Below are 15,747 nucleotides of genomic sequence, written 5' to 3' on the forward strand. Positions count from 1 at the left end.
TTGCAGGACCATGATTCGAAATCCTGAAACCACTTTGATGTTCGCCGAAGCGGCAGAGGCTGCCGAGGCCGTTGCCCGCCAACGCGCGCGCAATGCCCCCGCCCTTGCCGTGCTGGCCGAAAGCCTGCGCGCCGCCCCGCCCCGCGCGGTGGCGACGCTGGCGCGCGGCAGTTCGGACAATGCCGCCACGCTGGCCCGCTATCTGGTGGAAACGCAGTTGCGGCTGCTGACTACCTCGGTCGCGCCATCGGTCAGTTCAGTCTACGATTCGCCGCCCGATTATGCCGAAACGCTGATGATCGCGATCTCGCAGTCCGGCCGCAGTCCCGACCTGATTGCCGCTGCCGAACATGCCCGCGCAGGCGGTGCCCGGCTTGTCTCGCTGGTCAACGACGAAGCCTCGCCACTCGCCACCGATGCCGAAGTCCTGCTGCCGCTCTGCGCCGGGCCGGAACGTTCGGTGGCGGCCACCAAGTCCTACATCACCAGCGTCGCCGGTATTCTGGACCTGATTGCCGCGTGGAGCGATGATGCCGAACTCGCCGCCGCGCTGGACGGCCTGCCCGCGCTGCTGGCGCAGGCATGGTCGCTCGACTGGGGCGCCGCGCTCGAACCGCTGCGCGAGGCTCGCAGCCTGTTCGTCGTCGCGCGTGGCCCAGCCTTTGGCGTCGCGCAGGAGATGGCGCTCAAGATCAAGGAAACCTGCGGCTTCCACGCCGAAGCTTTCAGCGCCGCCGAAGTGCGCCACGGCCCGATGGCCATCGTCGAGAACGGCTTCCCGGTGATCCTGCTGGGCCAGGACGACGAATCGAACGACAGCGTCGCCGCCCTCGCCCCGATGTTCGCCGAGCGTGGCGCTACCGTGATCGGCGCAGGGATCGGCGAAGTGCCGGGAATCACCCTGCCCACGCTGTCCGCGCACCCCATGCTCCAGCCGGTGCTGGCGGTACAGAGCTTCTACCGCCTAGCCAACGCCCTTTCGGTCGCGCGCGGTCGCGATCCCGACAGCCCGCCGCACCTTGCGAAAGTGACCCGCACCGTATGACCCGTCAGGCGCTCGTCAACGCCCGCATCGCCCTTCCCGTGGGGCTGCGCGACGGCCTGTGCGTCCTCATCGAGGATGGGCGCATCGCCGGCGTAAGCTCCGGCATCCCGGCCAATGCCGAGATCGTCGACCTTGCCGGCGGCACGCTGGTGCCCGGCTTCATCGACACCCAGGTCAACGGCGGCGGTGGCCGGCTGTTCAATGACGATCCCTCGGTGGAAACGATCCGCGTGATTGCGGAAACGCATCGCCGCTTCGGCACCACCGGCCTACTGCCCACGATCATCAGCGACGACCTGAGCGTGGTGGAAGCCGCGATCCGCGCCACGGACGAGGCGATCGAGGCTGGCGTTCCCGGCGTGCTGGGCCTCCATATCGAAGGCCCGTTTCTCGATCCCGCGCGGCGCGGCATCCATGACGGCGCCAAGCTGCGCCGGCTGGAAGACTCGTTCCTCGCGCTGCTCGCCTCGGCGAAGCATGGCCGCACACTCGTCACCCTCTCTCCCGAAAGCGCCACGCCCGACCAGATCGCATGGCTGACCCGGCAGGGCGTGATTGTCGCCGCCGGCCATTCGGACGCGCCTTATGATACGGTGCGCACGATGATCGAAGCCGGCATCACCGGCTTCACGCACTTGTTCAATGCGATGTCGCAACTGGTGAACCGCGCCCCCGGCATGGTCGGCGCAGCACTGGAAGACGATGCGACTTATGCGGGACTGATCGTCGATGGCCATCACCTGCACCCCGCCACCGTGCGCATCGCCGTGCGCGCCAAGGGGCCGCAGCGGCTGATGCTCGTCACCGATGCCATGCCCAGCGTCGGCACCGAAGACCCCGAATTCACCCTGCAGGGCCGCCGCATCCGCCGGGTGGGCGACAAATTGCTGGGCGAGGACGGCGTGATCGCCGGCTCCACGCTGACGATGGATGCCGCCGTACGGCAGATTCTGGCGCAGACCGGCATTCCACTTGGCGATGCGATTGCCATGGCATCGGCCACCCCTGCCCGCTTCCTGGGCCTGCAGGGAGAGACGGGCGCGATTGCCCCGGGCCTGCGCGCCGACCTGGTCTTGCTGGATGCAGACCTGTCTGTCCGTCGAAGCTGGATCGGCGGCGTATCCGACTAGCACAAATGACAGGCCGGAGATCAGGGTGATTTCCGGCCTGAATTTTATCGAACATTAACCTTCATCTACGGCAACACTCTGCGGCTGCCGCCCGAATAAGGTCGCGCCGTGCGGGCGCTATTACACTTTTTTGCTCCCCCCTCGGTTCCGTCTCTGCTACAGGGCCGCCGCAAGAAAATACCGTATACTTGCATAAGATAAACAAAGCCCCGGAGGGTCGAGTTGTTCAAGTCCGCGTCGTCGGTCGCGGCTGCCGCATTGCTGGCAGGCGCGACGTTCCCTGTTCACGCCCATGCGACCGAAGCCTCGGCAAGTGCCGCGCCGACGGCGGGTCCGACCGCTGCTGATACGCAGTTCAAGGCGATCACCGACAAGGAATGGGCCTGGCGCAAGGAACAGCAGGGCGACGATGAGGACGATGGCCCGGGCAAAATGCGCGCGCATCTGCCCGACGTGACACCCAAGGCGCAGGCCATGCGCCTCGCCACTTGGCAGGATGTCCGCAAGCAGGTTGCGGCGATTCCCGCCGACCAGCTTTCGCCCGCCGTCCGCGTGGACCAGCAAGTATATCTCAACCAGATCGACGTGCTGATCGCGCAGCAGAAGTTCCACGAGTGGGAAAAGCCGGTCAATTCGGACACCAGCTTCTGGAGCAACCTGGCCGGCATGGGCCGTCGTACTTTCTCCACCGAGGAGGAATACCGCCGCTACATCGCCGTAATGAACGAATTCCCGCGCTATTTCCGTGACCAGACCGCCAATATGCAGGCCGGGCTGGCGCGCGGGTTCACCGCACCGCAGGTTACGCTGAAGGGCCGTGACGAATCCATCGCCTCGGTCGCCAACAAGGCGGCGGAAGACACCGTCTACTTCGAGCCGTTCAAGGCTATGCCCGCCACGATCCCCGCCGCCACGCAGGCCGAACTGCGCGCCGCCGGCCTGAAGGCGATCAACGAGGCGGTGATCCCGGCACACAAGGATCTGCTGGCCTTCGTTCGCGGCACTTACATTCCCGGCGCGCGCAAGCAGCTTGCCGCAGAAGGCCTGCCCGATGGCAAGGCCTACTACCGATCGGTCATCAAGGAATATGCGACGACCGACATGACGCCGGAGCAGATCCACGAGATCGGCCTGTCGGAAATCGCCAAGATCCGCGCGGAAATGCAGGAGACGATGAAGGAGGCGAAGTTCGATGGCGACCTGCCCGCCTTCCTCCAGTTCCTGCGCACCGACCCGCAGTTCTACGTGAAGACGCCGCAGGAACTGCTGGACCGCGCCGCCTGGACCGCCAAGGAAGTAGACCGCAAGATCGGCCGTTTCATCGGCCACCTGCCGCGCCAGCGGTTCGGCATCATCCCGGTGCCTGACGACATCGCCCCGTTCTACACCGCCGGTCGCGGTGGGCCCGGCGTCTACCTCGTCAACACCTACGACCTGCCCAGCCGTCCGCTCTATTCACTGCCGGCGTTGACGCTGCACGAATCTGCCCCGGGCCACGCCTTTCAAATGCCGATCGCGGCCGAGAACAAGGACCAGCCGGACTTCCGCCGCGAAACCTATATCTCGGCCTTCGGCGAAGGCTGGGCGCTCTATACCGAACGCCTGGGCACCGACATGGGCATCTATCAGACGCCTTACGAAAAGTTCGGCATGCTCAGCTATCAGGCCTGGCGCGCGGCGCGCCTCGTCGTCGATACCGGCGTTCACCACTATGGCTGGACGCGCGAACAGGCGCAGCAGTACCTGCACGACAACACCGCCCTCTCGAACCACGAGATCGAGACCGAGGTGGACCGCTACATCGCATGGCCGGGACAGGCGCTGGCCTATTACCTGGGCGAAATGACGATCATGCAGGGCCGCCGCAAGGCCGAGGCCGCGCTTGGCCCCAAGTTCAATATCCGCGCCTTCCACGATACCGTGCTGGCCTTGGGATCGGTGCCGCTGCCGATCCTGTCCGCCCGGATCGACCAGTTCATCGCCGAAGGCGGCAAGGGTCCCTATCCCGACGAGGAGTCCTGACGATCACGAGACGGGCGGCATAGATCGCCCGCCGGATCTGACGAGCCCACGGGTCGCAAGGAGGGGGCGGCAACGACCGCCCCCTCCGATTATTTTTCGAATCTCGCAGGGATTACGGCAGGCACGGAATTGCCAATTCGCCGCCGTTCTCGTGGCACGCTACTTAACCCAATCATACTCCGTCGCCCCCGCGAAGGCGGGGGTCCCGCTTCCTTGCGCCATAGCACAAGCGTTGAAAGAAAAGCGGGATCCCCGCCTGCGCGGGGGCGACGAGAATGTGTTGGTGAGGCTGATTTAGGTCCGTCTCAACCGAACGGCTGATCGACCGACGGCTGCGGCTCGGTGAACCACTTGGCGCCATTCTCGGTCACGTAGAAGTGATCCTCAAGACGCACGCCGAAGCGATCGGGAATGACGATCATCGGCTCATTGGAGAAGCACATGCCCGGCGCCAGCGGAGTCTTGTCGCCACGCACCAGATAGGCCGGCTCGTGGATCGAAAGGCCGATGCCGTGGCCGGTACGGTGCGGCAGGCCAGGCAGCTTGTAATCCGGCCCCAAGCCGGCCTTTTCCAACACCGCGCGCGCGGCGTAATCGACCAGTTCGCAGGCCTTGCCGGGCTCGACCGCATCGAAGGCGGCCTGCTGCGCGGTGCGTTCCAGTTCCCAGATCGCACGCTGCTCATCATTCGCCTGACCGAAGACATAGGTACGCGTGATGTCCGAGTGATATCCGGCGACGCGGCAGCCGGTATCGATCAGCACTATCTCGCCTTCGTGCAGTTCGCGGTCGCCCGGCAACCCGTGCGGATAGGCACTGGCAAGCCCGAACTGGACGATCACGAAAGCATTCCCGCCCGGCGCACCGATCGCCCGGTGCGCCTCGTCGATGAAGCGGGCAACTTCGCTGGCACGAATGCCGGGCCGCAGGATGCTGGCCGCGCGGCGATGCACTTCCAAGGTCATCGACTTGGCCTGCTGCATCAGCGCCAATTCGGCCGCCGACTTGAACATGCGGCAACCATCGATCACCGGCGCGCCCGAAACCAGCGTGGCCGAAGGCGCATCCTTGGCGATGCGATCGACGAAGAGGTAGCTCATCGCCGGATCGATCGCGAGGCGCGACACGCCCTTTTCGCGAAGAGCTGCGGCAAGCAGGGCGGTCGGACTTTCATCCTCTTCCCACAGACGGAAATCCGCCTCGATCAGCAGCCCGGCCTCCAGAGTGCCCAGTTCGAAGCGCGGCGCGATCAGGATCGGCGCACCGTCCACCGGCAGCAGCATCGCCACCAGACGTTCGGATTCGCTCCAGGCAAGGCCGGCGAAATAGTTGAGGCTGGCCCCGGCAGTGACCAGCAGCGCCTCGGCGCCGATGTCGCGCGTCAGGCGGCGCGCCTTCTCGATCCGCGCCATGCGCTCATCCAGCGTGATCGCCGGCGCGGGGTCGGCCCAAGGGCGGATTTCCGCCAGCTGTTCGGCCGCATTCGACCCGCCGATGCCCTTAACCACGGTATACTCCTGTCTTGATTGAGCCCCGGCGCTAGCACTTCCGCACGCGCCCAGAAAGCCATTGTCGATCGGAATCTTATATCGTATACGAATGATCTCGTCAATTTTCAGGAACACCGTACGATGCCTTCGACCAAGACGCTCTGGACCGGGGTCTACCCCGCAGCAACGACGCAGTTTGCCCCGGACTACTCGGTCGATTCCGATGCCACGCAGGCCGTGCAGACCGCGCTGGTCGACGATGGCGTCGATGGCCTGATCCTGCTGGGCACCTGCGGTGAGAACAACTCGCTGGAAGGCGATGAAAAGCGCAAGATTCTGGCCGGCGCGGTCGAAGCCGTCGGCGCGCGCGTGCCGCTGGTGGCAGGCGTTTCCGAATTCACCACCGAACGCGCCGTTGCCTATGCCAAGGATGCCGAGAAGATCGGCGTGGACGCGCTGATGCTGCTGCCGGCGATGGTCTACGTGCCCACCACCGAGGAACTGGTCGCCCACTTCCGCACCGTGGCCGAGGCGACCTCGCTGCCGATCATGCTCTACAACAACCCGCCGGCCTATCGCGTGAACGTCAGCGCCGAAGCGCTGGAAGCGCTGGCCGACGTGCCGAACATCGTCGCCGTCAAGGAAAGCGCGCCCGATACCCGCCGCTTCACCGACCTGATCAACCGCTTCGGTGATCGCTACTCGGTCATGGCCGGCCTCGACGACGTAGCGCTGGAAGGCATGATGCTGGGCGCCAGTGGCTGGGTTTCCGGCCTCACCAGCGCCTTCCCGCGCGAATCGGTACGCCTGATCGCGGCCTTCAACGAAGGCAATATCGAGGAAGCCCGTGCGATCTACCGCTGGTTCATGCCGCTGCTCCACCTCGATGCCGAGCACGATCTGGTGCAGTCGATCAAGCTGGCCGAAACGATCATGGGCCGCGGCACCGAACGCGTCCGCATGCCGCGCCTGCCGCTTTCCGGCAAGCGCCGCGATGACGTGATCAAGTGGGTGGAAACCTGCAAGGCCACCCGCCCCTGCCCCGACGCCTGATCCATCGGGAAACTGCGGGCCATCTCACCCGAGATGCCCGCAACCAGAGCGCGCGATGCCCCCGCATCGCGCGCTTTTGCTTTGCCGGCGCGCGACATTTTACCCCGAAAGGGGAATACACAGGACAATATCTGAGGAAATGTGGCGGAGCGGGAGGGATTCGAACCCTCGATACGCTTTTGACGTATACTCACTTTCCAGGCGAGCGCCTTCGACCACTCGGCCACCGCTCCGCATGCACTGGAGACGCGCGCCCTAGCGTGCGCGAAAGGCTTTCGCAAGCGTTCCCGGCGTGCCATCACACAAGAATGCGCAAATTCCTTTTGGCCTCCGTGCTTTCCGCCAGTTTTTCCACGCCTTTGCTTGCTGCGGAAGCCGCCGCACCGGCCACGCCGAGCGGTATCGTCGCCGCGGCGCCCGCTTCGGAATGGGTGCGGATTGCGCCGGAGAATCTTCTCGTCATGGATCTCGCGCCCGATGCCGCGGGTAAGCCGCGCCGCGTGGTGATCCAGTTGATCGGCGCGCCGTTCTCGCAAGACTGGGTGGAGAATATCCGCAAGCTCGCGGCGGCGCACTGGTATGACGGGATCGCCGTGGTGCGGGTTCAGGACAACTACGTCGTCCAGTGGGGCGATCCCGATGGGGAAGACGCAAAGAAGGCCAAGCCGCTGCCTGCCGGGCTGGCACCGACCAGCCAGCGAAACTATTCTGTCGCCATTTCAAGCCTGCCTGCCAATTCGCGGACGCTGCCGCCGCCGATCCAGGTTTGCACGGGTGGCCAGTGCCCGGATCAGCCAGCCTTGCCTGGCAATCTCGATTGGCGGCCTTACGTGGCCCGCAACGATATCTACGCGCAGCGGACCACGTTCAAGAACGGCTTTCCAATCGGCGTCGATCTTGACGCGGGACTGGCATGGCCGGTGCACTGCTACGGTTATATCGGGGTCGGGCGAAACATGTCGCCCGATGCCGGAACGGGGGCCGAACTCTACGCGGTGATCGGCCACGCGCCGCGCCAACTTGATCGCAACGTGGCCGTAGTCGGCCGGGTGATCGAAGGGATCGAGTATCTTTCCTCACTACCCCGCGGCACTGACGAAATGGGCTTTTATGCATCGCCCAGCGAACGCGTGAGGATTGCCAAAGTCCGGATGGGCACCGCAGTAGCGGATCTGCCCGGCTATCAGTATCTGTCGACGGAAAGCGACAGCTTCGCGGCTTATGCGGCGAAGCGCGCCAACCGAAAGGATGACTTCTACACCCAGCCCGCCGGCGGGGCGGACGTGTGCAACGTGCCGGTGCCGATCCGGATCGCGAAGTGAACGGCGAACATGTCGCCTACATCGGCCGCCTCTGGCGCTGGACGGGCGGCGCCAACAACGGCACCTGGCACTTCCTGACCATCGACGGCGCGGCCGGGGAAGTGCTTTCGGGCACCGCGCTGATGCGCAAGCTGGAAGGCGTCTCGCGCGGGTTCGGGTCGCTGAAGGTCAAGGCGCGAATCGGCGATACCGCGTTCGCCACTTCGGTGTTCCCCAGCAAGGCAGACGGGGGCTGGCTGCTGCCGGTGAAAGCCAGCGTTCGCCGCGCCGAAGGACTGGCCGAGGGCGACGAGGTCGCGGTCTCGCTGGAGTTCTGACCTTGCGCCGGAAAGGAAGCGGGATCTCCGCTTTCGCGGGGATGACGCCTAGTAAGGGTCAGATTCAGGGATGAGGCGCGAGGCCCAGCCTAGATGCGCTGGGCGTCCGCCACGGCCTCACTGGCGCGCAAGGCGCCGACGATGCGCGTCAGGTGGGCAAGATCGCTCACCTCGATATCGACATCGTAGGTGCCGAAAGGCTCGTCGCGCTGGACCATCTGCAGATTGGTGACGTTGGCGCGGTTGGACGCGAGGATCTGCGTCACTTCGGCCAGCGTGCCGGGGCGGTTGTAGAGCACCAGGCGCAAGTGGCCCACCGCGCCGGTGGTGGTTTCGCCCCAGGACAGGTCGAGCCAGTCGGCATCGACGCCGTTGGCCAGCGTCAGGCAGTCGATCGTATGGACTTCCACCTTGTGGTCGGGGCGGCGCAGGCCGACGATGCGGTCGCCGGGAACCGGGTGGCAGCAAGTGGCCAGTTCGAACCCCATACCCGGCGTCAGGCCCCGGATCGAGATCGCCCGCTCCGCCCGCGTCCATTCGGGCTCGTCGGGCAGTTCGGCGGTGCTGCCGGGCATCAGCGCTTCCATCACCTGCCGATCGGTCAGGCGCGCGGAGCCGATCGCGAACATCAGGTCTTCCTCGTCCCGCATGTCCAGCCGCTGGATCGCGGCGTCGATCGCCTTTTTGCCGATACGGGCGGGCAGGCGGCCGGCAATTTCATCCAGCAGCTTGGCGCCGATCTCGGCCACTTCGGCACGCTCCTTCGCGCGCACCGCGCGGCGGATCGAGGCGCGCGCCTTGCCGGTGACCACGAAGCCCAGCCACGAAAGCTGCGGCTCCGAACCGGGGCTCTTGATGATCTCCACCACGTCGCCATTGGCCAGCCGCGTGCGCAGCGGCATGTGGCGCCCGTTGATCTTCACGCCCACCGCGGCGTTGCCCAGGTTGGTGTGCACGGCATAGGCGAAGTCGACCGCCGTGGAGCCCTTCGGCAACTGGAACAGCGCGCCCTTGGGGGTGAAGGCGAAGATGCGATCCTGATAGATCGCCATCTTCGTATGTTCGAGCAGTTCCTCGGCATCGTGGCTAGCGTCGACGATCTCGATCAGGTCGCGCAGCCAGCCCACCTGCCCATCGGGCCGCGAGCCGCCGCCCTGCTTGTAGGCCCAGTGCGCGGCGAGGCCGAACTCGTTCAGGCGGTGCATGTCCTTGGTACGGATCTGCACCTCCACCCGCATCGAATTCTCGTAGATCAGCGAGGTGTGCAGCGACTGATAGCCGTTCGACTTGGGCGTGGAGATATAGTCCTTGAAGCGCCCGGGGATCGACTGCCAGGTGGTGTGTAGCACGCCCAGCGCCTTGTAGCATTCCTCCACATCGTCGGTCAGGACGCGGAAGGCCATGATGTCGGTGATCTGTTCGAACGTGACATGGCGCTCGGCCATCTTGCGCCAGATCGAATAGGGATGCTTTTCGCGGCCGGAGACTTCGACGTTCAGCCCCGCCTCGGTCAGCGCCTGCTTGATGGAAAGCGCGATCGCATCGACCTGGCTTCCTTCCTGGCTGCGGATCTGCGCAAGGCGGCCGGTGATCGTGGCATAGCCTTCGGGCTCCAACTGCTCGAACGCCAGCATCTGCATCTCGCGCATGTATTCGTACATGCCCACGCGCTCGGCCAGCGGGGCGTAGATATCCATGGTCTCGCGGGCGATGCGGCGGCGCTTCTCCTCCTTCTTGATGTAATGGAGGGTGCGCATGTTGTGCAGACGGTCCGCCAGCTTCACCAGCAGGACGCGCAAGTCCTCGCTCATCGCCAGCAGGAACTTGCGCAGGTTTTCGGCCGCACGCTCGTTCTCGGTCATCACCTCGATCTTGGAAAGCTTGGTGACGCCGTCGACCAGCCGCGCGACATCGGGGCCGAACAGCTTCTCGATCTCGTCGATCGTAGCCAGCGTATCTTCCACGGTATCGTGCAGCAGCGCAGTGATGATCGTCTGCTGGTCCAGCTTCAACTCGGTCATCAGGCCGGCGACTTCCACCGGGTGGCTGAAGTACGGATCGCCCGAGGCACGCTTCTGGGTTCCGTGCTTCTGTACGGTGTAGACGTAGGCACGGTTGAGCAAGGCTTCATCAGCCTGGGGCGCGTATTCCTTGACGCGTTCGACGAGTTCGTATTGGCGCAGCATTTCCACCAGAGCATGTCAGGATTTTTTGCGGCGCGGCAAGGGGCAGATGCTGCACATGCAACATTTGCACGCCAGCCCTGCGGCGAAAGTGCAACACGGCGCACCCATGCGCCGGCATATTGCATCCCAATGGCCGCGTCCCGACGGGGGAACTCTAAACCCGAATACTGCGCAAAATCCACCAGCAATCGTTTGCATGAGGAAGACCACGAGGGGCTGCTTAAATCCGCCTCAATCGGCACCGGCGATCATTGCCGCCAACGACCATTGCCAAGAGGGTGCGAAGGGCCAGCCGCTCCGACACTCGTCTTGCGAGGAGGGTGTAATGGGGAAGGACCTGGACATGGCGGTCTATGCGGCGATCCTTGGGATGAGCGACGATGAACTCATCACCGCGTCGTTCCTTCCGGATGCCGATCACCCCAACGGGCATGCGCATCCGCGCGCACCGCGGATGCGCACGCTGATCCGCGCCACCGTGGTTTCTGCCGACCGAGCACGACCGAACGCCGCGCGGGATGCCGCCGCATCACCACCGCCCGAAGAAACCACCTTGGTCCGCAACGTATCGGAGCGCGGCATGTGCCTGGTCCTGCGCGGAACCGCGCCCCGCGCGGGGGACATCGTGATCGTGCGCCTGCCTTCCCTTCAGGAATATCGTGCGCAAGTGCGCTGGAGCGACGGGCGGGCCTGCGGCGTTCAGCTGTTCGAAAAGCTAGACGTCGATGCCTTGGTGGTGACGACGCCACGCGACAGCACGCGCTTCATCCATGTCGCCGGGGCGCCGGTCCAATCCCGGCCGATGCGTGCACCGATGCGCCCTTGCTGAAGGGCCACGGCCCGCGTCAGTTGCTGTAGGTGAATGCGGTCACGACGCCGTGGCGCGTGTCGCACTTGATGGTCCGCTTCTTGGTCTTGATCGTCCCGTCCTTCTGGCGCAGCGCGACATCGACTTGCGCGCGCAGGGATGCCCGCCCGTCACTTTTCTTGTCGGTATCCTCCACCTTGCGCATGCTGACATCCACCGCACCCAGCTTCGCGCCGCGCGTCTTGGCTTCGGCCATGCAGACCTGGACGACCTGATCGCGCGCATCCGCGTCCGGTGCCATGGCCGCTGCGGGCGGCGCGGGCGGTGGCGGCGCGGGATCCTGGCTCCAGGCCTTGGACACCACGGCCATGCCCAACACCAAAGCATTGGCACCTGCGAATACCTTCCAGGACGGATCGCGCATCACTGCCTCCTGCCCGCCCAGCGCGGGGTCATTGTAGTAACGATGGTGGAAGCGAATCGGGTGCGGGCCCATTGGGGGCAGCCCGGAACGCCTCGGGGGAAAATCCCTAGACGGCCAGCCCCTGCTGGCGGGCGAACACCTCCAGTCCGGTTTACGTCGTCGGCCATGACCTGACCGGAGAACCTGAGCGCATCCCGCCGAAAACGATTGCTTCAGACTTTTAATCGGCCAGCGTCCGAAAGTCGCAGCCCGCACCTTGACCCCGTGCCCGGCACTCCCAATAGCCGCAGGTCGACTACGTTGAATCGGGGGCAATTTTACATGAAATACCGGATGTTGCTGACCAGCGCCGTGCTGGCGGCGATGCTGTCTGCCTGTGGCGGCGGTGGAGGCTCGGTCGCCAGCACGCCGACGCCCACCCCGACACCCACGCCAACGCCCACTCCGGCGCCGACAAACACCACCCTTGCCGATCTCAAGGCCAGCCAGAGCTTCGCCAACGACGCGGCAGCCGTGAAGGCGACGTTCGATCTCGTCACCAGGACCGGGATCAGCGGCTCCGCCGACAAGGCCGCCGTGTCGATCGCGTACGACGCGAAGACTAACGGCTACACCGTCAGCGCCAACGGCCGTTCGCAGACGTTCCTGCCGGCGGACGTCTCCAGCCAGGATGCCTACGACACCAACTATTCGAAAAGCGCCACTGACGGGAACGACCGCCTTACGCTGACCCGCACCGGCTATACGAACACCACCCCGCACAGCTACGTCGGCCTCGGTTATTGGCAGCACAACCTGACGACCGGCAACAACCAGGACATGGACTTCACCGTGTTCACGTACGGCCTTGCCACGGCCGGCGCCGCCGTGCCGCGCACCGGCACCGCCGAATATTCCATGGACGTGTTCGGCCTCGTCACCAAACCCGGCGAGGAGCCCATGAGCACCCAGGGCAGCGGCACCTTCAACGTCGATTTCGGCGAGGGCGTTTTTTCCAGCCATGCATGGCTCAGCGAATACAGCCTTGTCAGCGATGCCGGCGTTTCGGGCGGCGGGATCGAACTGACATCCGCAGGCAAGATGGGTTCAGGCGATGGCACGTTTTCGGGCAATGCCATTCTGGGCAGTTCCTACGGGCGTTCCAGCGGAACGGTTGACGGCCGCTTCTACGGCCCCAACGGGCAAGAGCTGGGCGGATCGTTCCAGGCTGAAAACGCCGACGGCCTCTCCGCCAGCGGCGCGTTCATCGGCGCGGTCACGGGCAACGCCGCGAGCGAGAACCTGTCGCTCACGAACATGCACAAAGAGCAGTATTTCTACACGCAATACGAATTCGGCGTCGGCCATCTGACCTGGCAGAATTCCGAGACGTTCAATATCGGATCTTCGACATCCGCACTTTACGGCGGCCAGTTGACCATCGCCGACAAGGTGGCGAGCACTGATCCCAACTTCACAGCCTACCGCAAGACGTTCTCCAGCAGCTACGACAGCCAGGACATGACGCTGGAACTCTACAAGCCGGGATCGTCGAACACCGAACTGGCGCTGACCTATGCCAGCTTCGGCCACTGGTCCACGACGATACCCGTCGGCGTCAGCCGATCGGCCGTCGACGATTACTTCGGCTATGGCTTCGCAACGCCGGCCGGCCTGCTTGACGCCAAGACCGGAAAGGCCAGCTACGAAGGAATCGCCTATGGCACCGGCAGCAACATCAACGTCGGCACCCGCTACGACGTGAAGGGAACCTCGCAGTTCACCGTGGACTTCGATGCCATGGCATTTACCGGCGCGCTGGCACTGAACGGCAAAGAACAGACGACCGGCTCGGCCAGGGATTTTGGCACCTTCGACGTCAACGGCACGATCACATCGTGGAACTGGGCGATGGCCGGCAACGTCGGCCGCGCGGACGGATCCTACGGCGGCATCGCTGCGACCTTCTATGGTCCGGATGGGCAGGAGATCGTCGCGCCGTTCCACGTCAACACGCCCGCAGCAGGCGGTGCCGAGGCCGTCTCGATCATGGGCGTCGCCGCAGCGGCGCGCAAGTAATCCGAGCGCCCGGCCGTTCGTCCTGAACGGCCGGGCGTCTCTCAGCTCCAGGTCGCCTCTGGCGGCAGGCTCATCAGGATGGCGTCGATATTGCCGCCGGTCTTCAGGCCGAACAGCGTGCCCCGGTCGTAGACCAGGTTGAATTCGGCATAGCGGCCCCGCCATTCAAGCTGGCGCGCCTTGTCCTCGGTCGAGAATTCCATGCCCATGCGGCGGCGCACCAGGCGCGGGAAAACCGCCAGGAACGCCTCGCCCACCGCACGGGTGAAGGCAAAGTTCGCTTCCCACGCCGCCTCGTCCATGCACTCCAGGTGATCATAGAAGATGCCGCCGACGCCGCGATGCATCTTGCGATGCGGGATGTAGAAATAATCGTCCGCCCAGGCCTTGTAGCGCTCGTAGTAATTGTCGCCATGGGCATCGCAGGCGGCCTTGAGTTCGGCGTGGAACTCGGCCGTGTCCTCGTCATAGGGGATCGGCGGGTTCAGGTCCGCCCCGCCGCCGAACCAGGCCTTGGTCGTCGTCAGGAAGCGGGTGTTCATGTGCACCGCCGGCACGTGCGGATTGGCCATGTGGGCGACAAGGCTGATGCCGGTCGCCGAAAAGGCGTTCTGCTCGGCCGAGGCGCCGTTGATCGTGCCGGCGAAATCCTTCGCCAGCGATCCGACCACGGTGGAGACGTTGACGCCCACCTTCTCGAACACCTTGCCCTTCATCAGGCCGCGGGTGCCGCCTCCCGTCTCGCCCTCTTCACCGCCTTCGACGGCCGCGCGCTGCCACGGCGTGTAGCCGAACGTCGCGGCCGAGCCTGCCTCGCGCTCGATCGCCTCGAACTCGGCGCAGATCCGGTCACGCAGGGTTTCGAACCAGTCGCGGGCGCGTTCGGTTTGGGCGGTCCAGTCGGTCATGCAATCTCCCCTTCAGCGGGGCGCTTGCCAAAACGGACGGGCTGCGGCAAGGGAAAGCCATGGTTCCCTTTTCGTTCTGCGCGCAGGAGATGCGCATGGTGCCCGCCCCGGCCGGGCGCGGGGCGGCGCTCTACTGGCCGCGCGAACAGGCACTGCTGGTGGCGGACCTGCACCTGGAAAAGGCCAGCTTCTTCGCGAAGACCGGCCAGATGCTGCCACCCTACGACAGCCGCGAAACGCTGGAACGGCTTGCCCTGGCCGTGCGGCAGACGGGTGCCCGGCGCGTCTATGCCCTGGGGGACAATTTCCACGACAGCGCGGGAACGGGCCGACTCGATCCGCATACCGCGGGTATGCTCTCCGCCCTCACCCATGCGCTCGACTGGGTATGGATCACCGGAAATCACGATCCGCATATGGGCAGCGAGGCGGGCGGCACGCGAGTGGAGGAAATCGCGGTTGCGGGGATCATGCTGCGTCATGAAGCGAAGCCGGGCACGGCCGAGCCCGAACTGTCCGGTCATTACCACCCCCGCCTGATCGTCCACGCGCGCGGCCGCCGCATTGCCCGGCCTTGCGTGGTGCATGGCGGAAACCGGCTGATTCTACCGGCATTTGGCGCGCTGACGGGCGGCATGGACGCCGCCGATCCCGCCATCCTGAAAGCCCTGCAACCCGCCAATGAGATCGACGCGCTGGTCGCCGCGAAGGACCGGCTTGTACGCTACCCCCTCTGGCGATCGGCCGCCTGAGCCCCCTTGGAATTTCGCTGAACGCGAATTTCGCGATACCGGAAATGCGCTTCCGGGGCATTTTCAAACGGCCCCTGACTTCCTATATCCGCATGGACCGTTTCATACGGTAGTGGCGTCCTGTAGATTTCAGTGAAATCGGCCTTTGCGTGTCGACGCGATTCGCATTAATGACGCCCGCAATTGCACCCGATTTACAGAAGCGATTCAGGAGAACGCATATAGCACCCCC

Annotated in this window: 13 protein-coding genes and 1 tRNA gene; 9 read left to right on the plus strand and 5 right to left on the minus strand. The window is 64.9% G+C overall.

Features of this window, described 5'->3' with window-relative positions; all coding sequences use genetic code 11:
* Positions 1-37: 37 nt before the first annotated feature.
* From WBP06_RS13215 to WBP06_RS13225, 3 genes are all read left to right on the plus strand, one after another.
* A complete protein-coding gene (locus tag WBP06_RS13215) occupies positions 38-1,045 on the plus strand; it encodes an SIS domain-containing protein (protein ID WP_395328505.1) in 1,008 nt (335 codons plus the stop codon).
* Positions 1,042-2,175: an N-acetylglucosamine-6-phosphate deacetylase gene (nagA, locus tag WBP06_RS13220; RefSeq protein ID WP_395328508.1), complete on the plus strand. Its 1,134-nt coding sequence runs from the start codon at positions 1,042-1,044 to the stop codon at positions 2,173-2,175. Before WBP06_RS13215 ends, nagA begins: the two co-directional genes overlap by 4 nt.
* A gap of 432 nt (positions 2,176-2,607) precedes the next feature.
* On the plus strand, positions 2,608-4,197 hold the full coding sequence (locus tag WBP06_RS13225) for a DUF885 domain-containing protein (RefSeq protein ID WP_395334154.1): 1,590 nt from the start codon (positions 2,608-2,610) through the stop codon (positions 4,195-4,197).
* 305 nt (positions 4,198-4,502) lie between these two features.
* Here WBP06_RS13225 and WBP06_RS13230 read toward each other — a convergent pair whose 3' ends face one another.
* Positions 4,503-5,705, minus strand: a complete 1,203-nt coding sequence (locus WBP06_RS13230; protein WP_395328510.1) for a M24 family metallopeptidase — start codon at positions 5,703-5,705, stop codon at positions 4,503-4,505.
* Between the two features lie 123 nt (positions 5,706-5,828).
* Here WBP06_RS13230 and WBP06_RS13235 point away from each other — a divergent pair, with 123 nt between their 5' ends.
* Positions 5,829-6,740: a dihydrodipicolinate synthase family protein gene (locus tag WBP06_RS13235; RefSeq protein ID WP_395328512.1), complete on the plus strand. Its 912-nt coding sequence runs from the start codon at positions 5,829-5,831 to the stop codon at positions 6,738-6,740.
* A 142-nt stretch (positions 6,741-6,882) separates the two neighbouring features.
* On the opposite strand, the gene WBP06_RS13240 is transcribed toward WBP06_RS13235, so the two are convergent.
* Positions 6,883-6,973: transfer RNA gene (locus WBP06_RS13240), tRNA-Ser, on the minus strand.
* A 75-nt stretch (positions 6,974-7,048) separates the two neighbouring features.
* On the opposite strand from WBP06_RS13240, the gene WBP06_RS13245 reads away from it, so the two are divergent.
* A complete protein-coding gene (locus tag WBP06_RS13245) occupies positions 7,049-8,062 on the plus strand; it encodes a peptidylprolyl isomerase (RefSeq protein WP_395328515.1) in 1,014 nt (337 codons plus the stop codon).
* Positions 8,026-8,379, plus strand: coding sequence for a DUF1905 domain-containing protein (locus WBP06_RS13250; RefSeq protein WP_395328518.1), 354 nt, complete (start codon positions 8,026-8,028; stop codon positions 8,377-8,379). Before WBP06_RS13245 ends, WBP06_RS13250 begins: the two co-directional genes overlap by 37 nt.
* An 89-nt stretch (positions 8,380-8,468) precedes the next feature.
* On the opposite strand, the gene WBP06_RS13255 is transcribed toward WBP06_RS13250, so the two are convergent.
* Positions 8,469-10,565 (minus strand): RelA/SpoT family protein, encoded by a 2,097-nt coding sequence (locus WBP06_RS13255; RefSeq protein ID WP_395334156.1) that lies wholly within the window; start codon positions 10,563-10,565, stop codon positions 8,469-8,471.
* Between the two features lie 325 nt (positions 10,566-10,890).
* Here WBP06_RS13255 and WBP06_RS13260 point away from each other — a divergent pair, with 325 nt between their 5' ends.
* A complete protein-coding gene (locus WBP06_RS13260; RefSeq protein ID WP_395328521.1) occupies positions 10,891-11,394 on the plus strand; it encodes a PilZ domain-containing protein in 504 nt (167 codons plus the stop codon).
* Positions 11,395-11,410: 16 nt separating this feature from the next.
* On the opposite strand, the gene WBP06_RS13265 is transcribed toward WBP06_RS13260, so the two are convergent.
* On the minus strand, positions 11,411-11,869 hold the full coding sequence (locus WBP06_RS13265; protein ID WP_395328524.1) for a hypothetical protein: 459 nt from the start codon (positions 11,867-11,869) through the stop codon (positions 11,411-11,413).
* Between the two features lie 249 nt (positions 11,870-12,118).
* Between WBP06_RS13265 and WBP06_RS13270 the strand changes: the two genes are divergently transcribed.
* A complete protein-coding gene (locus WBP06_RS13270) occupies positions 12,119-13,855 on the plus strand; it encodes a transferrin-binding protein-like solute binding protein (protein ID WP_395328527.1) in 1,737 nt (578 codons plus the stop codon).
* A 41-nt stretch (positions 13,856-13,896) separates the two neighbouring features.
* Here the strand turns inward: WBP06_RS13270 and hemF are convergent, their stop codons facing one another.
* On the minus strand, positions 13,897-14,763 hold the full coding sequence (gene hemF, locus WBP06_RS13275; RefSeq protein ID WP_395328530.1) for an oxygen-dependent coproporphyrinogen oxidase: 867 nt from the start codon (positions 14,761-14,763) through the stop codon (positions 13,897-13,899).
* Between the two features lie 59 nt (positions 14,764-14,822).
* On the opposite strand from hemF, the gene pdeM reads away from it, so the two are divergent.
* Positions 14,823-15,515, plus strand: a complete 693-nt coding sequence (gene pdeM / locus WBP06_RS13280; protein WP_395328532.1) for a ligase-associated DNA damage response endonuclease PdeM — start codon at positions 14,823-14,825, stop codon at positions 15,513-15,515.
* Positions 15,516-15,747 lie beyond the last annotated feature (232 nt).

The organism is Novosphingobium mississippiense (genome assembly GCF_044029535.1).
Classification (GTDB): domain Bacteria; phylum Pseudomonadota; class Alphaproteobacteria; order Sphingomonadales; family Sphingomonadaceae; genus Novosphingobium.